We start from the raw sequence: 20,607 nt of genomic DNA on the forward strand, positions 1-20,607 counted from the left end.
ATTGTCACAGGAGACCCTGCATGAAACTGATTCTCAGCGACCATCCCCTCCCCTTGCCCGACCTGGGACCGGAGGTGCGGTTTGTGGACCTTTCGGCCCTGCGCATCGCCCCCTGCACCGGCTGCTTCGGCTGCTGGACCCGCACCCCGGGCCGGTGCGTCATCCGGGACGACGCCACCGCCGTCTATCCCCTCATTGCCCGGAGCGAAGCGGTTTTCTACATCAGCCGGCTGTGCTACGGCGGGTATGACACCCCCATGAAAACCATGCTGGAGCGGGCCATTCCGGTGCAGCAGGCCTTCATCCGGCTGCTGCACGGGGAGACCCACCACGTCCAGCGCTCGGTGGCCATGAAGCAGGCCACCATCCTGGGCTACGGGGACATTTCCCCCGCCGAGCAGGAGATTTTCCGCCGGCTGGTGGGGCGCAACGCCGCCAACATGAACTTTGCCGGGTACCGGGTGCTCTTTGCCCGGGAGGCGGACCTGGAACAAACGGTACAGCGGGAGGTGACGGCATGGCTGGCATCCTGATCCTCAACGGCAGCCCCCGGGCGCCCCGCTCCAACTCCCGCCGGTACGCCGAACTCTTTGCCAAGGCCAGCCCGGTGCCCACCGAGACGGTGAACATCACCCGCACCAACCACGGCGAACTGTGCGCCAAAGCCGCCCGATACCACGATGTCCTGCTGGTTTTTCCCCTGTATGCCGACGGCATTCCGGTGAGTCTGCTCAACTTCCTGAAAAGCTGGCAGGACCGCCTGCCCCCCAAAAAGCCCCGCATTTCGGTGCTCATCAACTGCGGGTTTTATGAGCCGGAACAGAACGACGTGGCCGTGGCCATGATCGAGCAGTTCTGCCGCCGCACCGGCTGTACCCTGGGGGCGGTGCTGAAGATCGGCAGCGGGGAGGCCATCCTGGACACCCCCTTTGTCTTTCTGGTCCGCCGCCGCATCCGGGCACTGGCTGCCGCCGTGACCGCCGGACGGCCCCGGGTGCTGCAGGTGACCATGCCCATCCCCAAGCGGCTGTTCGTGGCCGCCTCCGCCGTGTACTGGGAAAACTACGGCAGGCGCAGCGGCATCAGCAAACGGCAGATGCAGTCCATGGACATTGAACCCCAACCTCCTGTGACCTGAAACCCGTCTCCCTTCTTTCCGTACAAGGCGTCCGCCCGACTGCAGCCCGGGCGGACGCCTTGTTCATGATTTGTTCACATTTCTCAAACAAAAGCCAAACGCGGCAGAGATACAATGGCTGCCGGGATGGGAAAATCCCGGTTTTGGAGGTATAATCAAAGGCAGAAAAGGAGGGCGCGGGGATGTTTCATATTCTGGTGCTGGAAGATGACGCCAAGCTGAACCGGGCGGTGTGCACCTGCCTGAACGACAGCGGTTTTGCGGCCAGGGGCTGCCTGGACGCCAACGCCGCCTACGACGAGCTGTACAACACCCTGTACGATCTCATCATCTCGGACATCATGCTGCCGGAGGTGGACGGCTTTGCCTTTGCGGAGAACGTGCGCCGGGTGAACAAGACCATCCCCATCCTGTTCATGTCCGCCCGGGACGACCTGCCCGCCAAGCAGCGGGGGTTCCGCCTGGGCATCGACGATTACATGGTCAAGCCCATTGAGCTGGACGAGCTGGTGCTGCGGGTGCGGGCGCTGCTGCGCAGGGCCCGCATCCAGGCGGACCGTAAACTGACGGTGGGGAATCTGGTGCTGGACGCCGACGCCATGACCGCCGCCGTGGACGGGACCGAGGTCCCGGTGACCACCCGGGAGTTCAACATCCTGTACAAGCTGCTGTCCTACCCCAACAAGACCTTCACCCGGGCCCAGCTCATGGACGAGTTCTGGGGGGTGGAGTCGGACACCGGGCTGCGGGCGGTGGACGTGTACATCACCAAACTGCGGGACAAATTTGCCCTGTGCACCGGCTTTGAGATCCGCACGGTGCGGGGCCTGGGCTACAAGGCGGTGCTGGGATGAGAAAGACCTATGCCGACAATCGGGTGAAGCAGCCGCTGTTTCCCCTGTCTGTCTTTGCCCTCTTCTTTGTGCTGTTTGCCCTGCTGACCACCGCCCAGATGATGATGATCGGCCAGGTCATCGACTACCGCAGCCTGCCCCCGGCCAACACGGCGGCGGTGCTGGTGTTCTGGGTGCTGGCGTCCCTGGCCTGCACCCTGGTCACCGGGCTGGTGGTGCGCCGGCGGTACCAGCGGCCGGTGGAGGAACTGTCCGAGGCCGCCCGCCGGGTGGCCGGGGGGGATTTTTCGGTGTATCTGCCGCCCCGGCACCCCGCCGGCCGCATGACCCATCTGGACGCCCTGACCGAGGATTTCAACACCATGGTGGGGGAGCTGGGCAGCATCGAGACCCTCAAGACCGACTTTTTCTCCAACGTCTCCCACGAGATCAAGACCCCTTTGACGGTGATCCAGACCAACGCCGAGCTGCTGCGCCGGGAGAGCCTGTCCGAGCAGGAGCGCCGGGAATGCACCGACACCATCCTGCAGGCCACCCGGCGGCTTTCCAGCCTGATCACCAACATGCTCAAGCTGAACAAGCTGGAAAAACAGGTCATCCAGCCGCTGCCCAGGCCCTACGATGTCTGCGCCCAGCTGTGCGCCTGCGCGGTGCAGTTTGAGGATGTGTGGGAGAAAAAGCAGATCGACTTTGAGGCCGAGCTGGAGGACCGGGTCATCCTGTGCGCCGACGAGGGGCTGCTGGAACTGGTGTGGACCAACCTGCTGTCCAACGCCATGAAGTTCACCCCCGCCGGGGGGCGGGTGGTGCTGCGGCAGACCTCCGGGGAGGGGGAGCTCACCGTGACGGTGGCGGACACCGGCTGCGGCATGGACGAGGCCACCCGCCGGCGCATCTTTGACAAGTTCTACCAGGGGGACACCTCCCACGCCACCGAGGGCAACGGCCTGGGTCTGGCCCTGGTGCGGCGGGTCCTGGAACTTTCGGACGGGAGCATCGGGGTGCAGAGCACCCCCGGGCAGGGCAGCACCTTCACCGTGCGCCTGCCTCTTTCGCCCCGGAAGGAGGCGGCGCCATGACCGGGATCCCCTATATCGGATACGAATACCGGGAACTGACCCTGCCGGAGGAGCGGGCCTCCTTTGTGCTGGACGGGTACGAAAGCTTCGGCTGGGTGCCGGACCCCAACCGCCCCGCCCGGGTGCGGGGGCACCGGGTGACGCTGTACCTGAAGCGGGACCGCAAGATCCTGAACAAGATGGAACTGACCCGGCTGCAGCGCCACTTTGAGGCCTGTCTGGCCCAGGCGGACCGGCTGGAAAAAGCCCCCGGGCAGGCGGCGTCCCTGTGGGCGCTGCTCACCGCCCTGCTGGGCACCGCCTTCATGGCGGGGGCGGTGTTTGCGGTCACCCATCAGCCGCCCCTCTACAGCCTGATGGTCCTGCTGGCGGTGCCCGGGTTCGCGGGGTGGATCCTGCCCCTGTTCGTGCACCGGCAGGTGCTGCGCCGCCGCACCGAAAAGACCCGTTCCCTGCTGGATGCCCAGTACGACCAGATCTACCAGCTGTGTGAAAAAGGCCACGCCCTGCTGTGACAAAATCCCGGCGCCTCCCCAGGAGGCGCCGGGATTTTTCTTTGCTTGCGCGCCGGAGCGCATTTTTAACAAAAGACAAACAAAACCCAAACAAACCCCAAGCAAAACCAGCCTATACTGATGCCGTCATCCGGGGAAGGTCCCCGGCCAACACAGACAGGAGGTTTTGACCATGAGCGGATACAGACTGAAACCCGGCCCCCTGGGCCGCACCCTGATCCGGGCGTACCGTGCGGCGGAGCGCCGGTTCACCCGCACCTTTCTGGAACCGGACGGTTCCCTGAAGACCGGGCCCCTGGGTCCGGCGGTGACCGGGGCGTACCGGAAGGTGGAGCGCGGGGCGGTGCGGGGATACAAGGCTGTGGAGACCGCCTTTGTCAGCACCTTTCTGGAGCGGGACGACGACCGCAAAGCGTGAACGGCAGGAGGTACGTATGAAAAAGAAGGATTTTGTTTCGCTGATTCTGAGCACGGTGGGGGGCATCCTGTTTGCCCTGGGGGTCTGCATGGCCCTGCTGCCCGACTGGGGCATGATGCCCCAGGGCATTGCCATCGGGCTGGTGGGGGCAGCGGTGCTGCTGGCCATGGTGCTGGTGCGCCGCAAAATGGACGGCAAACCCGCCATCGTCTTCAGCGCCCGGACCATCGGCATCACCCTGCTGGGGGTGGCCGGGGCCATGGTGCTGGGCGTGGGCATGTGCATGTGCATGATCTGGGAGATGATGGCCCCCGGCATCGCCGTGGGCATTGTGGGGCTGGTGCTGCTGCTCTGCCTGATCCCCGCCATCCGGGGGCTGGAATAACCCGGCCCTTTCCCGGCAAAAGCCCCGCGCCCCGGCCTGAACAGGCCGGGGCGCGGGGCTTTTGCTTATACCGGGAACCCGGTGGGACGCAGGATGGTGAAATCGGTGTCATGCAGCTCGGTGCACAGCCAGCTTTCCCCGGGATGCAGGGTGGGGATGGGAATGGTCCTGTCCCCCTTGCGGATCACATACCCCTGCACCGTGTAGGAGGGGATGGTATTGCGGCAGACCAGCTTCACCCCCGCGGGGCCGGGGCGGACCAGCAGGGGGGCACATTCCTCCCGCACCGCCTGATAGGAGCCCTTGGGCTGTCCCCACAGGTCGGTGGAGCCGTGGATCCGGCGGCGCATCCGGCCGCTGCCGTCCTCCCCCATCTGGGTGCGGTAGTCGTTGAGGCAGAAATAGATGGTGCCCACAATGTTGGGGATGCCCCGGTACTGGTTCATCTTTTCCCGGAAAATATCCTCCCGGCGCTCGTCGCCCCCCGCAAAGGCCGGTTCACACAGGCCGAACTCGGCGGGAATGATGGCCCGGCCGGGGTTCTTTTCCAGGATCTTCCGCCACTCTTCCTTCGGGTTCAGGTCCCCGTGCCAGGTGCCGATATAATCGTTGATCATCAGGATGTCCCCGTACACGGTGCCGTCCCGGGCGGGGTTGGCGTAGATGGTGTTGGTGACGTAGTTCACGAACCGGCTGGGATCCTCCTCCCGGGTGCGCACCACCGCCTGCTGGATGTAGCAGCGGGTCATGGGCGCCTGCGCGTCCAGCTCATTGCCCACGCCCCAGGCAATGATGCTGGGATGGTTGCTGTGGGCCCGGATCATCTCCTCCACCTGCATGGCGGAGGTGACCATCTGCCGCGGTGTGGCCACCGGGGGTTCCTTGCCCCAGAAGGGCACCTCCTCCTGCACCAGGATGCCGTGGCGGTCGCACCAGTCATACACCCGGTCGTCCTGCTGCCAGTGGAAGCGGGTGAGCACACAGTTGGATTTCTTGAGCAGGGTGAGCATCTTTTCCAGCTGTTCCACCGGTTCCGCCAGCCCGTAGCCGGGGTCGGAACCGGGCATCCACTCGGTACCGCACAGGCGCACCTGCTCCCCGTTGAGGTAGAGCCGGGGCCCCTGCAGCCGCAGCTGCCGGAAACCGAACACGGTGGTGGTGCCGTCCAGGCAGACCCCGTCCCGGTACAGTTCCAGGGACAGGGTGTAGAGGTTGGGCGCGTCAAAATGCCAGAACCGGATCTGCTGCCAGGTCCGCACGGGCAGGGCAAAGTCCCCCGCCTCACAGGCCAGCTCCCCTTCCTCCACCGTGGCGCCGGGTTCTTCCGGCGTGCCGGCGGTGACCTTCCACACCAGGGTCAGGGGGACGTCGTCCTCGCCGTCGATGCGCCCCGAAGCCGTAAAGCCGGCGGTGCCCCCATCCACCCGCGCCCCCAGGGCGGGAATGAAGGGGTTGGCCGTCACCCGGCAGGCGGCAAGGATATGGCTGCCGCTGCCCCAGAGCTCCACCGGGCGGATCAGGCCGCCGTCGTTGGGCCAGTCAAAACTGCTTCCGCAGGGCAGGGCTTTGGCGGAGAAGCTGTTGTTGGCCGTGACCCGCAGCTCGTTTTCTCCCGCCGGGTCCCACGCCGGGGTCAGTTCCACCGTGAAGGGGGTGTAGGCGGACATGCTGTGCAGGTCCAGCACCTGCCCGTTCAGCCAGACACAGGCGTCCCGGCTGACAGCGCCGAACCGCACAAAATGCCGGGTGCCCGGGCAGGGCGGCAGGATGCAGCGGTAGCAGGCGGTGCCGTACAGTTCTTCGGTCCCGGGTTCGATGTTCCAGGTGTGGGGCAGGGTCACCTGGCGGGCATGGTCCCAGTCCGGCTGGCGCTGGGTGCTGAACTGCCACCGGGTCAGCGAAAGATAGGTGCGCATGGGGACATCCTCCTCAAAAAATGATTGTTCCGGTCGTCTGTTCCAGTATAGACGGTGCCGGGGGGCAAAGACCATGGGCACAATTGCAAAGGATGGACAAAATTCCATTTTTCAGGCATCGTCCTCCGGCGCCCGCGGCCCCGCCGGCTTCCTGGCGCCCCGGTAGGCGGGTCTGGTTGCCATGTTTTCCATACCAGTATCCTACCACGCCGCGGCGGATCCGTCCATGGGGTCTTTCCCTGTCCGGCGCGCCTTGTATCCTTCGACAGGATTCGGTATAATAGGAAACAACTTCCGTTTCCGCCGCCAATCCATTGACCCAAACAAGAGGAGGTCTGCCATGTATCCCCTGCTGCTGGACGGCGTCAAACTGGGCACCTATGAGAACGATGAGGGTGAGGATGACGGGTTCTTTGCGGAAAATGCCCGCGGAGAGACCTTTGACATCGGGGACCAGATCTACGACCTGCTGCTCATAGCCGACGGCTGCCATGATTTCTACAAGCAGGGGCTTCCCCGCCGGGAAGTCACCCGCATCATCCGGGATCTGAAAAAGTGCCGGCTGATCTCCACCAGCCATCTGCAGCTGGGATTTCCCTTCGGGCGGCTGGTCCTGTTTGTGGTGGGTGACCGGTCCCGGGCATTCCGGGGCCCCTGCACCGCCTTCAACCAGCTGCTGCCCTACCTGTGCCTGTTTCTGTCCGCGGCCGGGGCTTTCAGCCTGGGACATGCCTTCTCCCGGTTCAGCCTGCGCTATCCCCCCATCCCCTATCTGCTGATGATCCTGGTCTCCATATTCCTGCATGAGCTGGGGCATTTCTGCGCCGCCATCGCCTACCGGTGCAAGGTGGCGGATGTGGGCATCCTGCTGGTGGGCATCCTGCCCGTGGGAGCCTATGTCTCCCAGAGCGAGATCCACCACCGCGCCCGCCGCACCCAGATCGCGCTGGCGGGCATCGAGATGAACCTGTGCATTGCCGGACTGTGCGCCCTTTTGTCCCGCCTGCCCGGTGATGCGGGCTGGACCTTTGCCACCGCCTGCGTGTGGAATCTGTTTCTGGCGGTGAGCAACCTGCTGCCCACCTCCGGGCTGGACGGCGACACCGCCCTTTCCTCCCTGCTGGGCATTCCCTCTTTCAGCGACTTTGCCCTCAGCGCCCTGCGCAACCCCAGATCCCGCCGCATGCTGCTCCACGGCGGGGCGGAAGGGCTGTTCTGGCTGGGGGTCTGCCTGTTCCAGATCCTGTGCCGGCTGCTGCTGGTCCTGACCTTCGTGGGGTGCCTGCTTCTGGGCCTGTACATGGGCTGAGGTTCCCCTTTCCCTTCCCGTTCCGGCGGGGAGGGCTTTTTTATGGGCGGATTCGACAGCGGGGGCCGGAATGTGGTATACTGGACTTTACACCATTTTTTCAAACCCTTCACTGAGGAGATGACCCCATGCTGTTTCACAACCACACCGATTCCCGCGGGACCGGACAGGTGGATTTTTCCAAGGGGGACGTGCGGCAAAACGTGCTGGCCGTGGCGGCGCCCATGCTGGTGGCCCAGGTGCTGAACCTTCTGTACAACATTGTGGACCGCATCTACATCGGCAAGCTGCCCGGGGAGGGCACCCTGGCCCTGGCGGGGCTGGGGCTGTGCTTTCCGGTCATCACCCTGGTCACCGCCTTTGCCAACCTCTTCGGGGTGGGCGGGTCGCCTTTGTGCTCCATCGCCCGGGGGGAAGGAGACCAGGACCGGGCCCGGAAGATCATGTCCAACGCCTACTTCATGCTGGTGGTCTGCGGGCTGGGGCTGACCGTGCTGGGCATCCTCTTCCACAAGCCCATCCTGTATCTGCTGGGGGCCAGCGACGCCACCTACCCCTATGCGGCCTCCTACCTGGTCATCTACCTGCTGGGCACCGTCTTTGTGATGACTTCCCTGGGGCTCAACCCTTACATCAACTGCCAGGGCTTTGCCAGAACCGGCATGCTCACCGTGCTGCTGGGGGCGGCGGTGAACATCGCCCTGGACCCCGTTTTGATCTTCGCCTGCGGGCTGGGGGTGCAGGGGGCGGCCATCGCCACCATCCTTTCCCAGGGGCTTTCGGCTCTGTGGGTGCTGCGGTTCCTCACCGGCCCCAAGACCGAGCTGAAACTGCAGTTCCGGGGCTTTACCCCCGACTGGGGATGCATCCGCCGCATTGCGGTGCTGGGCACTTCCAGCTTTGTCATGTCCTTCACCGACAGTCTGGTGCAGGTGGTCTGCAACGCCACCCTGCGCACCTTCGGGGGCGACCTGTACATCAGCGTCATGACGGTCATCAACTCGGTGCGGCAGATCGCCCAGACCCCGGTCATGGCCCTGTCCGACGGCGCTTCCCCCATCATCAGCTACAACTACGGCGCCCGCAGCGTGCCCCGGGTGCGCAAAGCCATCCGGTTCATGACCCAGCTGGGCTTCGCCTACACCCTGCTCATCTGGGGGTGCATCAGCCTGTTTCCCTCCCTCTTCATCATGATCTTCAACCACGACCCCGACCTGCTGGCCGCCGCCGTGCCCTCCTTGCACATCTACTTCTTCGGGTTCGTCATGATGGCCTTCCAGTTCTCCGGCCAGAGCGTCTTCAAATCGCTGAACAAGGCCAGGATGGCCGTCTTTTTCTCCCTGCTGCGCAAGGCCATCATCGTGGTGCCCCTGACCCTGCTCCTGCCCCATCTGGCGGGGCTGGGGGTCAACGGGGTCTTTCTGGCCGAGCCCATCTCCAACGTCATCGGCGGGCTGGCCTGCTACCTGACCATGCGCCGCACCGTCATGCCCGAACTGTCCGCCATGGAGGCGGCACAGGCGGCCAAAACCTGATGCTATATACGCTATATACAAAAAACACCCCGGACCTGATGGGTCCGGGGCATTTTTTATGCGGGGCGTTTTGCGTACATCCGGCGCTGTTCCTGTAAGACCAGCACCAGGGAGAGGACGGTGGCCTGACGGAAGGTCTGCATGACCCGCTTGTAGTTGCCGCAGCCGTAGTTGTTGCCCAGGATGGGCTGGATGCCCTGGCTGATGCCGCTGGCGGGCATGATGACGAAGGTCATGATGCTGGAAATGACCGCATACACACTGATGGCGATGTCCCCGCCGTAGCGGCCCAGCTGGCTGTTGTACACCAGGCTGATGAAGCCCATGGCCATCTGGGCCACCCAGAAGGCGAACCCGCAGGAGAGGATGTTGCCGCTCAGCCGCTTCTGGAGGCGGAAGATGTCCGGGGAGACTTTGACCAGGGTATGGCCCCCAGCACCAGAAAGGTCCCGAAGGCGGCGGAGAGGCACTGGCCGATGACGGTGGCCAGGGCGGCCCCCGCCACCCCCCAGTGAAAGAGGATGATGAAGACCGCGTCCAGCACAATATTGGTCAGCGCCCCGATGCCGGTGACGCCGAAGAGCCGGAGCAGCGGGTCGGTGAAGAGGAGCAGAAAGGCGGACAGGAGCAGTTCAAAGGCACAGACCAGCACAAAGGCGTTGCCGAAGGCCCGGTTCATCCGCCTGGTCTCTCCCTGGCCGGAAAAAAGGCTGAAACAGGTGGAGCCGCCGGCGCTGCACATGAGCCCGAAGGCCATCATCATGTAGGACAGGGGAAAACACACCGACAGCCCCGCCAGGGCAGAGGTGCCCACCCAGTTGCCCACAAAGATCCGGTCCACAATGTTGTAGACGGCGGTGATGAGCAGGGAGATGGCCGCAGGGATGGAAAAGCGCAGGATCATGGGGAACAGCGGCCCGTTCCGGTAATCCACCTGGGTAGTTTGCATGGGTGCCTCCTGAGTATATTAGTTTCCTAAGTATATAGACCGGGAAAAGGCCGCCGGCGGGCGTTGTGCCCCACCGGCAGCCCTTGGGTTCAGGGAATGTTTTTGAGCATCTGTTCCATGACCCGCAGAAAGGTCTCCAGGTCGTCGGGGTCGATGCCTTTGGTCAGTTGGGCTTCCAGGGTGCGGATGTCCTCCATGACCGCGGCCTTGTAGGCCAGCCCCTTGGAGCAGACCACGATGCGCTTGCGGCGGGCGTCCCCGGGCAGGGATTCCCGCCGGATGAGCCCGTCCTGCTCCATCTTCTGCAGCAGCTGGGTGGCGGAGGAGGGACGCAGGGAGTATTCCTCCTCCACGTCCTTCTGGAACACGTCCCCTTTCTGGGCCAGCAGAAAGTGGAGCACCTTGCCCTGGGCACCGCTCATCTGCCCTTTGGTGGAAAAGGATTCCATCTGGCGGCGCAGCTTGTTGGACAGCTTGCTCACATACCGCGCGGCGTGCCGGTCGTGTTCCATGGCGCTCCCTCCCGATACTTAGTTACCTAAGAATAGGCCATTTTCCCCCGCCTGTCAAGGGGGGTCAGGTGTTTTGGATGGCCACCTTGATGACCTTGTCCCGCCGGTGCTCAAAGAGATCATAGGCTTTGTCGATCTCCTGCAGGGGGAAGGTGTGGGTGATGAGGGGGGTGGTGTCGATTTTGCCCGCGGCGATGAGGTCCAGGGTCTCCTGACAATGGCAGCCGTCCACCCCGCCGGTCTTGAAGATCAGGTTCTTGCCGTACATGTCCGGCAAAGGCAGGGTCTGGGGGCGGTCGTACATGGCCACGATGGTGACCACCGCGTTGGGGCGGGCACACGCCCAGGCCAGACGGAAGGTGTCCTCGGTGCCCGCCACTTCCAGCACCGCGTCGGCGCCGCCGTGGTCACTGTTGGCCCGCACAAATTCCGGCAGCCCCTCCGGCGGCACGGCCAGCACCTGGGGGTAATGGGTGCGCACAAAGGCCAGCCGGTCGGGGTCCTTCTCACAGACGATGATCCGGCCGGGTTCTTTCAGCTGCACGCACTGCAGGGTGCACAGGCCGGTGGGGCCGGCGCCTAAAATCAGCACCGTGTCCCCCTTATGAATTTCCCCGATGTCCGCCGCCCAGTAGCCGGTGGCCAGCAGATCCCCCACAAAGAGGGCCTGGGCGTCGGTGACCGCATCCGGAATCCGGGTCAGGCCGGTGTCGGCGTGGGGCACCCGCACATACTCCGCCTGCCCGCCGTCGATGCGGCAGCCCAGGGCCCAGCCCCCGTCCGGGTCGGTGCAGTTGTTCACCCAGCCGTGGCGGCAGAAGAAACAGTCCCCGCAGTAGGTCTCCACATTCACCGCCACCCGGTCCCCGGGGCGGACATTGGCAACGGCGGGACCGGTTTCCTCCACCACCCCCACCAGCTCGTGGCCCACCGTGATCCCCGGCACCGCCCGGGGCACCGCCCCGTGCTTGATGTGCAGGTCACTGGTGCAGATGCTGGACAGCGTCACCCGGACGATGGCATCCTTGGGCCCCTGCAGGGTGGGGCGGGGCTTGTCCCGCAGTTCAAAATGCCCTTGTTCCACATAGGTATAGGCCAGCATGGTATCCTCTCCTTCCGGAAAACAGCGTTTTTCTTTGAGTGTACCACGGCGGACCGGCGGGGGCAATGCCCAAAAATGACCGCCGTTTTTTGTGAAAATTGTAAACAAATTTCAAACAAACGGGCCCCGCCCTTGCAGGCGGGCCGGGGCCGGACTATAATACAACACGCGTTAATAGTTAACTATAGATAAATAAAAAGGAGGATGTCCATGGATTCCACCGAAACCACCATGGCCCGGGAGCTGTTCCACCAGATCATGCAGACCAAGCGCAGCCTGCACGCAGGCATGACCGACATCCTGGCCGACGCTCCCCGCTGCCACTTTGACATGCTGCACCGGCTGTACAGCGCCATCCAGCACAGCGGGCGGGAGGGAGCGGTGCCGGTGTCCGAGCTGAACTGCCGGATGTACGATTCCCCCCAGGCGGTGTCCCGGGCGCTGCGCATCCTGGAACAGGACGGCCTGATCCGCCGGGAACCAGACCCCGATGACCGCCGCAAGACCACCGTCCGCCTGACCCAGGCGGGGCTGCAGGCCCACGAGCGCTGTGAGCGGGCGGTGACCGACTACGCCTACGCCATTGCACGGCGGATGGACCCGGAGACCCTGCGCAGCTTCACCCGCAACTGGGCCCGGTTCCAGGAGGCCGTGCAGGCGGAAAACGAGGCCCGTCGGGCCCAACGAAAGGAGTAACCTATACAAAAGATCTTTCGGCTGCTGGCCAGCCGCTGGAAAACCTGCCTGGTCATCTTTGCCCTGTTGCTGCTGCAGGCCTGGTGCGATCTGAGCCTGCCCGGGTACACATCGGACATTGTGGACGTGGGCATCCAGATGGGCGGCATCGAGAGCACCGTGCCCCACACGGTGCGGGCCGACACCCTGCAGGCCCTGGAATGGCTCATGCCCCAGGAGGACGCCGCACAGGCGGAGGCGGCCTTCTCCCCCGCTGACGAAAACGGCCTGCGCACCCTGACCGCCGGGGCGGACCGGGCGGCGCTGGAGGAGCTCTTCTCCACCCCGGACATGGTGCTCTACGCCATGGCCGCGGGCCAGGGCCAGGAGCCGGCCCCCGGCCTGGACGGGGCGGTGCAGACGGTCAATGCCCTGCCCGCCCAGCTGCAGGCCGCAGCGGCCCAGCTCCGGCAGGCCGCCGCGGCGGAGCGGGTGTTTGAGTTCCTGGCCGAGCCGGAGGAGGACCAGCACGCCGCCGGCACCCCCGCCGACCCCACCCTCATCAACGGGCAGGTCACCTTTGACCATGTGCGCTTCGGCTACACCCCCGACAAGACCATCATCCGGGATTTCTCCTGCACGGTGCAGCCCGGGCAGAAGGTGGCCATCGTGGGCCCCACCGGCGCGGGCAAGACCACCATCGTCAAGCTGCTCATGCGGTTCTATGACGTGGATGCCGGCCGCATCCTTCTGAACGGCCACGATGCGCGGGAATTCGACCGTTCCCCCATGCGGGAGGGCTTCGGCATGGTGCTGCAGGACACCTGGCTGTTCCAGGGCACCATCATGGAGAACATCCGCTACGGCCGTCTGGACGCCACCGATGAGGAGGTCATCGCCGCGGCCAGAGCCGCCAAGGCGGACCATTTCATCCGCACCCTGCCGGGTGGGTACAACATGGTCATCAACGAGGAAGCCAGCAACGTGAGCCAGGGCCAGAAGCAGCTGCTGACCATCGCCCGGGCCATCCTGGCGGACAACCGCATCCTCATCCTGGACGAAGCCACCAGCTCGGTGGATACCCGCACCGAGGAGCAGATCCAGACCGCCATGGACAATCTCATGCGCGGGCGCACCAGCTTCGTCATCGCCCACCGCCTGTCCACCATCAAGGACAGCGACCTGATCCTGGTCATGCGGGACGGCGACATTGTGGAGCAGGGCACCCACGACCAGCTGCTGGAGGCGGGCGGCTTCTACGCCGACCTGTACAATAGTCAGTTCGAGGACGTGAGCGTGTAACGCCCCCTTCTCACCGCAAAAACCCCCGTCTGCTTGGGCAGACGGGGGTTTTCTTGCTTTTTCGCGGTCAGGTCCGGGCGTTGCGGATGCAGGTCAGGGCGTTGAGGCTGCGGGGGTAGCCGATGTAGGGCAGGCAGTTCAGCACCACCCTGGTGAGGAATTCTTCGTCGTTGCCCAGGTTCATGTTGCCTTTGGCGTGGGCGGTGAGCTGGGGTTCGCAGCCGCCCTGGGCGGCCAGGAAGCAGAAGGTGATGAGCTCCCGCTGGCGCAGGTCCAGCCCGGTGCGGGTGTAGTAGTCCCCGAAGCAGTTGGCCCCCAGCCACCGGTTGATGGTGCCCTGGCGCCATGCATCCCGCATCCCGTCCCCGAAGATGGTCACCTGGGCATCCACCCCCTTTTCCAGCCGGGTTTCGGGGGTGGTGGTGGACTGGGACGGCAGGGGCAGGGCCACGCCCCGGGCGGTGAGCACCTGATTCACGGCGTCCACAAAGGGCAGCACCCGGCCAAGACCCAGGTAGTCCACCCCCTGGTAGACCAGTTCCTTGGCCATGACCGGGGTCAGTCCGGCATCCAGGGCTTCGGGCAGGACCAGTTTGAACAGCTCCACCCCCTGGCAGCCCACCAGAGTGGCCAGCACGGCCAGGCTCCGGGTGACGGGGTCCAGGGTGCAGTCCGGGTCCCCGGGCACCTCATGGCGGGCAAAGGCTTCGGCCAGGGCGGCAAATTCCGGGTCGGTACGGCGGTAGTCCATACAAAACACTTCTTTCCTTGAGGATTACCTGTATTGTACCGCCGCCGGAGCGGAAATGTCCACTGCCTGGTTGGTATGGACGCCATGCCCCCCGGGCATGGCAGATGCTACAGGACCGCCTCCTGGAAATACATGCTGTATTCTTCCGAAAAGATCTTGCCCCCCAGACGGCGCACGCCGCCGTACAGGTGGTGGGTGAGCAGCGGCTCGATGGCGCTTTCGTCCTTGGCGTCGATGATCTCCATCATGCGGGTGTGGTCCTTGATCACATCCGGCACGTTTTTGGCCCCCACCATATCCAGGCGGATGAACCGGGAGTAGTCCGCCTGGGGGTCGGTGAGCTGCTGCCACAGGAACATCTTGTCGGTGGCGCGGAACCACAGTTCGTGCATGTCCAGGTCCTTTTTCAGGAAATCGTTCAGGTCAAAGGCCTCCGGGTCGTCCAGCTCCGCCACCGGCGATGCGGGTGACACGGCTGACACCGCCGCCACCGCCGAGACCACCGGCGAAGACCCCTACGCCGACCTGGGCAACTTCACCATGGTGGTGGGCCACGCCCAGCCCGAAGGCAACCCCCGCTACACTTCCATGGAGAAGTTTGCGGAAGATGTGGCTGCCGCCACCAACGGCCATGTGACCGTGCAGGTGTACGGCAACGGCCAGCTGGGCACCGAGAAGGAGATGCTGGAACAGGTCGTGGCAGGCACCATCCAGGGCATGCGCGGCGGCCAGTTCGACTTCAGCCCCCGCCTGCTGATGTTCACCCTGCCCTTCCTGACCCAGACCCGCGCCCAGATCACCGCCCTGCTGACCAGCGACCTGGCCAAGAGCGTGTGTGAGGAAGCAGAAGCCGAGACCGGCACCGTCATCATCAATCTGTGTGACGCCGGCGGCTACCGCCAGTTCTCCAACTCCAAGCATCCCATCACCAAGCCCGAGGATCTGCAGGGCCTGAAGATGCGCACCAACGGCATGAAGACCATCGACCTGACCTTCCAGACCCTGGGCGCTACCACCACCACCATCGCCTACTCCGACCTGTACATGGGCCTGAAGACCGGCGTGGCCGACGGCCAGGAAAACCCCTGGGTCAACGTGCAGGGCATGAAATTCTATGAAGTGCAGCAGTACTTCACCGAAGTGAACTACCAGTTCCATCCCGATCCGTTCTATGTCAACGCCACCTGGTGGAACAGCCTGCCCGAAGAGTTCCAGACCATCCTCACCGACTGCGCCACCGACATGGGCACCTACAACGACCAGCTCATCGACGAGACCTCCCAGGCCGCCCGTGACGAGATCGAGGCCTCCGGCGCCGAGATCTACGTGCCCACCGCGGAAGAGCTGGAAGCCTTCAAGGAAGCTGTCCAGCCTGTGTACGACCAGTGCGTGGCCGAGGGCATCTGCACCGAGGAAGAAATCGCCGAAATGCAGGAGATCGTGGCCAACGCCGGCTGAGTGCACCCTTACCCACATCATGAGCCAAACCGCGGGCGGTCCGGCAGGTACGCGGACCGCCCGCCTTTTTTAACAAAAAACCAGGAAAGGGGCTGATCACCATCGACGCACTGAAAAAGATCGGCAAGAAGGTGTTTGACATCTACTTCACCATCGGCGTCATTGCCATGGGCCTGCTGGCCGTGCTGGTCATCTTTGCCGTTATTGCCCGGTATTTCTTCTCCCTGAGCTGGAAACAGCTGGCGGAGTTCAACACCACCCTGTTTGCCTTCACCACCTTCTGGGGCATGGGGGTCAACGTCATCAAGGACGAACACGTCATCATCGACATCCTGTACGACCGGGTGCCGCCCGCCGCCAAGCGGTGGCTGGCCATCCTGAACCACATCATCGTGCTGATCGTGGATGTGGTCTTCACCTGGCAGGGCTTCAGCTATGTGGCCATGGCCGGCAAGCAGATCAGCCAGGGCATGGAGATCCCCATGACCTACATGTACGGCATCATGCCGGTGTCCGGCGTGATCTGCGCCGTGTGCGTGGTCATCAAGATCGGCATGCTGCTCACCGCCGACATTTCCTACTTCGCGCCCAAGAACAAGGTTCTGAGCGCCGACGACCCCGCCTGAGCGAAAGGAGGCACGACCTATGGCAATGTTGATTCTGCTGGTGCTGCTGATCATCTTTGCAGCACTCGGCGTGCCGCTGGCCTTCGCCATCGGCGCATCCTGCGTGACCTACATCACCACCAACGCCCCCACCTTCCTGGGCATGCTGCCCCAGCGTGTGTGGAACGGCGCCTACAGCGAACTGATGATCGCCATGCCCCTGTTCATGCTGGCCGGTGAACTGATGAACACCGGCGGCATCACCCAGCGCATCATCGACTTCTGCATGGAGATCCTGCGTCCCGTGCGCGGCGGTCTGGGCGAAGTGAACATCGTGGCGTCCATGATCTTCGGCGGCATCTCCGGTTCCTCGGTGGCCGACACCTCGGCCCTGGGTTCCATCCTGATCCCCGCCATGGAGAAGGAAGGCTATCCTTCCGACGCCTCCGCCGGCATCACGGTGGCTTCCTCCACCATGGGCATGATCATCCCCCCGTCCACCCCCATGATCGTCTATTCCATGATCTCCGGCGGCTCGGTGGGCGCCCTGTTCATGGCCGGCGCCGTACCCGGCATCCTCATCGGCCTGACCCAGCTGGTGCTGGTCTACATCATCAGCGCCAAAAAGGGCTGGCATCCCCAGCGTGAACCCTTCAACGGCAAGCGCTGCGCCCACGCCATCCTGTCCGGCATCCCCGCCCTGATCATGCCGCTGTTCATCATCATCTGCGTGTCCTTCGGCATCTGCACCGCCTCCGAAAGCGCCGGTGTGGCCGTTCTGTACGCCCTGCTGGTCGGCTTCTTCGTCTACCGGGAACTGACCTGGAAGGCCGTGTGGGAAGCCCTGAAGAAGACCTTCATCTCCTCTTCCTCCATCATGCTGATCATCGGCTTCACCACCATCTTCACCTGGGTGCTGACCATGCAGAACGTGCCCCAGACGGTGGGCGCCTTCTTCATGTCCCTGAACATGCCCACCTGGGCCATCGCCCTACTGTTCTGCGTGATGATCCTGCTCATCGGCACCTTCATCGACGTGAGCCCCGCCATCCTGCTGCTCACCCCCATCCTGCTGCCGGTCATGCAGAGCTACGGCATCTCCACCCTGCAGTTCGGTGCCATGATGATCACCGGTCTGGCCATCGGTCTGGTGACCCCGCCCGTGGGCATGTGCCTGAACGCCTGCAACAAGATCAACCGCATGCCCATTGTGGACATCTTCAAGGGTGCTGCCCCGTACGTCGTGTGCAACGTGATCGTCCTGCTGGCCATCAGCCTGTGGGCGCCGCTGACCACCTGGCTGCCCACCCTGCTGGGCTACAGCCTGAACTGATTTTTGTGGGGAGGTTTCTTCCATGACTCTGAAAGAAAAAATGAAGCGGGGACCGGTATTCGGCATGGCCTGCTTTACCGGCACCACCTGCGTGATCGAAAACATCGCCATGTCCGGGCTGGATTTCATCTACCTGGACCTGGAACACACCAACTACATGCTGGACGAAGCCTTTGAAAAGCAGATCATGGCCGCCAAGCTCCACGACATCGCGGTGCTGGTGCGCATGGCGGACGAGAACGAGGTGGCCATCCGCAAGGTGCTGGAATGGGGCGCCGACGGCGTGGTGATCCCCCACTGCAAGACCGCCGAGATGACCCGCAAGGCGGTGGAAGGCGCCAAGTTCACCCCCCTGGGCCGCCGTGGCGGCGAGACCAACGTGCGGGCCGCCGGGTTCGGCTACCACAACTTTGACTGGAACGCCTACATTGAACAGCAGAACCGGGATACCCTGGTCATCCCCATGGACGAGGATTACGAGTTCACCGACAACATCGACGAGATCCTGGCGGTGCCGGGGATCGACGCGGTGAACTTCGGGCCCATCGACTACGCCGTGTCCCGCCAGCTGAAGATCGGCTACTCCATGGGCGAGGAAGTCCACGACGCCTTCCAGGTCCTGGTGGAGAAGTGCAAGGCCAAGGGCCTGGGCGTGCTGGGCCCGGTGGTGCCCCCCACCAAGGAGAACATCGACAAGGCCATTGCCGACGGCTACACCATGATCATTCTGGGCAATGACATGTGGCATTTCCAGAAATCCCTGAAAGAACTGGTCAGCGACGCGGTGGAACCCGTGCGGGCCGAACATTCCTGATACCAGCAATTCTTCCCATATTGCAATACGCCCCGGCGGGGACCACAGAGAAGTTCTTGCCGGGGCGTATTGTTTTTTATTTTTTATACGGAACGTATTTTACAGGTCTTTCCCGCACAGCTGCCAGAAGGCCACCGCTCCGGCCGCCGCCACGTTGAGGGAATCCACCCCCGGCCGCATGGGGATGCGCACGGTGTAGCGGCACCGGGCGATGGTGTCCGGGGCCAGACCGTCCCCCTCGGTGCCCAGCACCATGGCCAGCCTGGGTTCGGCCGCAAGGCGGGGGTCGTCGATGCGCAGGGAGTGTTCGTTCAGCGCCAGGGCCGCCGTGGCAAAGCCCCATTCTTCCAGGCTGGCCAGCCCCTTTTCCGGCCAGTCCTCCTTCGTTTCGCCCAGGCGGGCCCAGGGCACCGCGAACACGGTGCCCATGCTCACCCGCACCGCCCGACGGCACAGCGGGTCACAGCAGGAGGGGCTGAGCAGCACCCCGTCCACCCCCATGGCCGCCGCCGAGCGGAACACCGCCCCCACGTTGGTGGAATCCACGATGTTCTCCAGCACCGCCACCCGGCGGGCATCCCGGCAGATCTCCTCCGCCCTGCGGGGGGCCGGACGGGCCATGGCACACAGCACCCCCCGGGTGAGGGTGTAGCCGGTGAGGGAGGCCAGCAGCGCCCGGTCCCCGGTGTACACCGGGACTTCCGGGCAGCGGGCCAGCACCGGGGCGGCGGGGCCGGTGATCTGGCGGCGCTCCATGAGGAAGGCCAGGGGCTCGCATCCGGCGTCCAGAGCACTGCCGATGACCTTGGGGCTTTCGGCAACGAACAGGCCGTGTTCCCGCTCGGTGCTGCTGCGCAGCTGGGCCTCGGTGAGGCGGGCAAAGGGGGCCAGTTCCGGCAGGTTCAGGTCGTGAATTTCGATGATGGGCGGCATGGGGGAAAACTCCTTTCGGCACAACGCAAAAACCGTCCGGTGGGGCACACCGGACGGTCTGATGATAAACCTTTGGGGAAAGGGCTGTCAACCCGCCTTACACCCGGGTGCAGAGGGTGCGCAGGGTGCCGGCCACGGTGAATTCGCCGCTGTCGGCGGTGATGAAGACGCTGTCGCCCTTCTTCACCGGCAGGGTCTGGCCGCCGCAGGTCACGGTGCCTTCGCCTTCCACGATGAGCAGGGAGACAAAGCTCTCGGCGCCCGCGGTCCCGGTAAAGCCGTTCTCCTTCACGTCCACCGTGAAGTAGGGGCACTGGGCCATATGGCCGCCGAAGTCATGTTCCGTGGGGGGCTCACACTTGGTCACGGCCAGGGCCTGGGGGATGTGCAGCGCCCGGGGCTTGCCGTCGGCGCCCACCCGGCCGTAGTCATAGACCCGGTAGGTGACGTTGGAGTTCTGCTGGATCTCCGCAATGACGATGCCCTGGCAGATGGCATGCAGGGTGCCGGAGGGGATGAAGAAGACATCCCCCTTGTGCACCGGGGCGGCGTTGAGCACTTCGGTGAGGGTGTTGTCCTTGATGCGGCGCTCGAATTCTTCCTTGCTGATCTCATGGTCGAAACCATAGTACAGGAAGGCACCGGGCTCGCAGTCCAGGATGTACCACACTTCGGTCTTGCCGTACTGGTGCTCATGTTCCAGGGCGTACTCGTCGGAGGGGTGCACCTGGATGGACAGGTTGCCCTTGGCGTCGATGAATTTGGTCAGGACGGGGAACTGCTCGAACTTCTGGCAGTCGGTACCCAGGATGTCCTTACCCTTTTCCTCGATATACTGGGCCAGGGTCTTGCCGTCGTCCTCCCCGCCCACAATGTAGGAGGGGCCGTCGGGATGGCAGGAGAGCATCCAGGCTTCGGCCAGGGGGTTCAGGTCGCTTTCGATGCCGAAATCGGTGCGCAGGCGGGACCCGCCCCACAGATAATCCTTGCAGCTGGGTCTGAGTTTGAACATAGCCATGATGGA

At 64.0% G+C, this 20,607-nt stretch carries 23 protein-coding genes and 1 pseudogene; 15 read left to right on the top strand and 9 right to left on the bottom strand.

Annotated features, from left to right (window positions below):
• Positions 1-20: 20 nt before the first annotated feature.
• From Q0K17_RS00945 to Q0K17_RS00975, 7 genes are all read left to right on the top strand, one after another.
• Positions 21-533, top strand: coding sequence for a flavodoxin family protein (locus Q0K17_RS00945; RefSeq protein WP_294538726.1), 513 nt, complete (start codon positions 21-23; stop codon positions 531-533).
• Entirely contained in the window at positions 518-1,138 is a 621-nt protein-coding gene (locus tag Q0K17_RS00950) for a hypothetical protein (RefSeq protein WP_294538730.1), read from the top strand. Before Q0K17_RS00945 ends, Q0K17_RS00950 begins: the two co-directional genes overlap by 16 nt.
• Before the next feature lie 182 nt (positions 1,139-1,320).
• The gene (locus Q0K17_RS00955; RefSeq protein WP_294538733.1) at positions 1,321-1,992 is read left to right on the top strand and encodes a response regulator transcription factor; all 672 of its coding nucleotides are present in this window, start codon (positions 1,321-1,323) and stop codon (positions 1,990-1,992) included.
• Positions 1,989-3,071 (top strand): HAMP domain-containing sensor histidine kinase, encoded by a 1,083-nt coding sequence (locus Q0K17_RS00960; RefSeq protein WP_294538735.1) that lies wholly within the window; start codon positions 1,989-1,991, stop codon positions 3,069-3,071. Before Q0K17_RS00955 ends, Q0K17_RS00960 begins: the two co-directional genes overlap by 4 nt.
• Positions 3,068-3,586: a hypothetical protein gene (locus tag Q0K17_RS00965; RefSeq protein ID WP_294538738.1), complete on the top strand. Its 519-nt coding sequence runs from the start codon at positions 3,068-3,070 to the stop codon at positions 3,584-3,586. Before Q0K17_RS00960 ends, Q0K17_RS00965 begins: the two co-directional genes overlap by 4 nt.
• 172 nt (positions 3,587-3,758) lie before the next feature.
• On the top strand, positions 3,759-4,004 hold the full coding sequence (locus tag Q0K17_RS00970; protein ID WP_294538741.1) for a hypothetical protein: 246 nt from the start codon (positions 3,759-3,761) through the stop codon (positions 4,002-4,004).
• A gap of 16 nt (positions 4,005-4,020) precedes the next feature.
• A complete protein-coding gene (locus Q0K17_RS00975; protein WP_294538744.1) occupies positions 4,021-4,389 on the top strand; it encodes a hypothetical protein in 369 nt (122 codons plus the stop codon).
• 65 nt (positions 4,390-4,454) lie between these two features.
• Here Q0K17_RS00975 and Q0K17_RS00980 read toward each other — a convergent pair whose 3' ends face one another.
• Entirely contained in the window at positions 4,455-6,305 is a 1,851-nt protein-coding gene (locus Q0K17_RS00980; RefSeq protein WP_294538747.1) for a glycoside hydrolase family 2 TIM barrel-domain containing protein, read from the bottom strand.
• Between the two features lie 340 nt (positions 6,306-6,645).
• On the opposite strand from Q0K17_RS00980, the gene Q0K17_RS00985 reads away from it, so the two are divergent.
• The gene (locus Q0K17_RS00985) at positions 6,646-7,614 is read left to right on the top strand and encodes a M50 family metallopeptidase (protein WP_294538750.1); all 969 of its coding nucleotides are present in this window, start codon (positions 6,646-6,648) and stop codon (positions 7,612-7,614) included.
• A 128-nt stretch (positions 7,615-7,742) separates the two neighbouring features.
• Complete coding sequence (locus Q0K17_RS00990) at positions 7,743-9,149, top strand: MATE family efflux transporter (protein WP_294538753.1); 1,407 nt, start codon at positions 7,743-7,745, stop codon at positions 9,147-9,149.
• Between the two features lie 56 nt (positions 9,150-9,205).
• Here the strand turns inward: Q0K17_RS00990 and Q0K17_RS00995 are convergent, their stop codons facing one another.
• The 4 genes from Q0K17_RS00995 to Q0K17_RS01010 all read right to left on the bottom strand — a co-directional run bounded on the left by Q0K17_RS00995 (position 9,206) and on the right by Q0K17_RS01010 (position 11,712).
• Positions 9,206-9,475 (bottom strand): MATE family efflux transporter, encoded by a 270-nt coding sequence (locus tag Q0K17_RS00995; protein ID WP_294538756.1) that lies wholly within the window; start codon positions 9,473-9,475, stop codon positions 9,206-9,208.
• A gap of 50 nt (positions 9,476-9,525) precedes the next feature.
• Positions 9,526-10,098, bottom strand: coding sequence for an MATE family efflux transporter (locus Q0K17_RS01000; RefSeq protein ID WP_294538760.1), 573 nt, complete (start codon positions 10,096-10,098; stop codon positions 9,526-9,528).
• An 89-nt stretch (positions 10,099-10,187) separates the two neighbouring features.
• Positions 10,188-10,610 (bottom strand): MarR family winged helix-turn-helix transcriptional regulator, encoded by a 423-nt coding sequence (locus Q0K17_RS01005; protein WP_294538763.1) that lies wholly within the window; start codon positions 10,608-10,610, stop codon positions 10,188-10,190.
• A gap of 64 nt (positions 10,611-10,674) precedes the next feature.
• Positions 10,675-11,712 carry an alcohol dehydrogenase gene (locus tag Q0K17_RS01010; protein WP_294538766.1) on the bottom strand — a complete coding sequence of 346 codons (1,038 nt, stop codon included), beginning with the start codon at positions 11,710-11,712 and terminating at the stop codon, positions 10,675-10,677.
• Between the two features lie 210 nt (positions 11,713-11,922).
• Between Q0K17_RS01010 and Q0K17_RS01015 the strand changes: the two genes are divergently transcribed.
• Together Q0K17_RS01015 and Q0K17_RS01020 are read left to right on the top strand one after the other, a co-directional pair.
• Positions 11,923-12,408: a MarR family transcriptional regulator gene (locus Q0K17_RS01015; RefSeq protein ID WP_294538768.1), complete on the top strand. Its 486-nt coding sequence runs from the start codon at positions 11,923-11,925 to the stop codon at positions 12,406-12,408.
• A 453-nt stretch (positions 12,409-12,861) separates the two neighbouring features.
• A pseudogene (locus tag Q0K17_RS01020) lies at positions 12,862-13,689 on the top strand (ATP-binding cassette domain-containing protein); the annotation flags it as partial.
• A gap of 67 nt (positions 13,690-13,756) precedes the next feature.
• Here the strand turns inward: Q0K17_RS01020 and Q0K17_RS01025 are convergent.
• Entirely contained in the window at positions 13,757-14,440 is a 684-nt protein-coding gene (locus Q0K17_RS01025) for a carboxymuconolactone decarboxylase family protein (RefSeq protein ID WP_294538770.1), read from the bottom strand.
• A 107-nt stretch (positions 14,441-14,547) separates the two neighbouring features.
• Positions 14,548-14,832, bottom strand: a complete 285-nt coding sequence (locus Q0K17_RS01030) for an FCD domain-containing protein (RefSeq protein WP_294538772.1) — start codon at positions 14,830-14,832, stop codon at positions 14,548-14,550.
• On the opposite strand from Q0K17_RS01030, the gene Q0K17_RS01035 reads away from it, so the two are divergent.
• The 4 genes from Q0K17_RS01035 to Q0K17_RS01050 all read left to right on the top strand — a co-directional run bounded on the left by Q0K17_RS01035 (position 14,831) and on the right by Q0K17_RS01050 (position 18,650).
• The gene (locus tag Q0K17_RS01035) at positions 14,831-15,898 is read left to right on the top strand and encodes a TRAP transporter substrate-binding protein (RefSeq protein WP_294538775.1); all 1,068 of its coding nucleotides are present in this window, start codon (positions 14,831-14,833) and stop codon (positions 15,896-15,898) included. The two genes, Q0K17_RS01030 and Q0K17_RS01035, sit on opposite strands and share 2 nt — an antisense overlap.
• Positions 15,899-16,029: 131 nt before the next feature.
• The gene (locus tag Q0K17_RS01040; RefSeq protein ID WP_294538778.1) at positions 16,030-16,524 is read left to right on the top strand and encodes a TRAP transporter small permease subunit; all 495 of its coding nucleotides are present in this window, start codon (positions 16,030-16,032) and stop codon (positions 16,522-16,524) included.
• A 19-nt stretch (positions 16,525-16,543) separates the two neighbouring features.
• Positions 16,544-17,836 carry a TRAP transporter large permease gene (locus Q0K17_RS01045; protein WP_294538781.1) on the top strand — a complete coding sequence of 431 codons (1,293 nt, stop codon included), beginning with the start codon at positions 16,544-16,546 and terminating at the stop codon, positions 17,834-17,836.
• Positions 17,837-17,858: 22 nt separating this feature from the next.
• Positions 17,859-18,650, top strand: coding sequence for an aldolase/citrate lyase family protein (locus Q0K17_RS01050; protein WP_294538784.1), 792 nt, complete (start codon positions 17,859-17,861; stop codon positions 18,648-18,650).
• Positions 18,651-18,749: 99 nt separating this feature from the next.
• On the opposite strand, the gene Q0K17_RS01055 is transcribed toward Q0K17_RS01050, so the two are convergent.
• Both Q0K17_RS01055 and Q0K17_RS01060 read right to left on the bottom strand, forming a co-directional pair.
• On the bottom strand, positions 18,750-19,583 hold the full coding sequence (locus tag Q0K17_RS01055; protein ID WP_294538787.1) for an RNA methyltransferase: 834 nt from the start codon (positions 19,581-19,583) through the stop codon (positions 18,750-18,752).
• Between the two features lie 97 nt (positions 19,584-19,680).
• Positions 19,681-20,601 carry a type I phosphomannose isomerase catalytic subunit gene (locus Q0K17_RS01060; protein ID WP_294538790.1) on the bottom strand — a complete coding sequence of 307 codons (921 nt, stop codon included), beginning with the start codon at positions 20,599-20,601 and terminating at the stop codon, positions 19,681-19,683.
• Positions 20,602-20,607 lie beyond the last annotated feature (6 nt).

This window comes from uncultured Gemmiger sp., assembly GCA_944388105.1.
Taxonomy (GTDB): domain Bacteria; phylum Bacillota; class Clostridia; order Oscillospirales; family Ruminococcaceae; genus Gemmiger.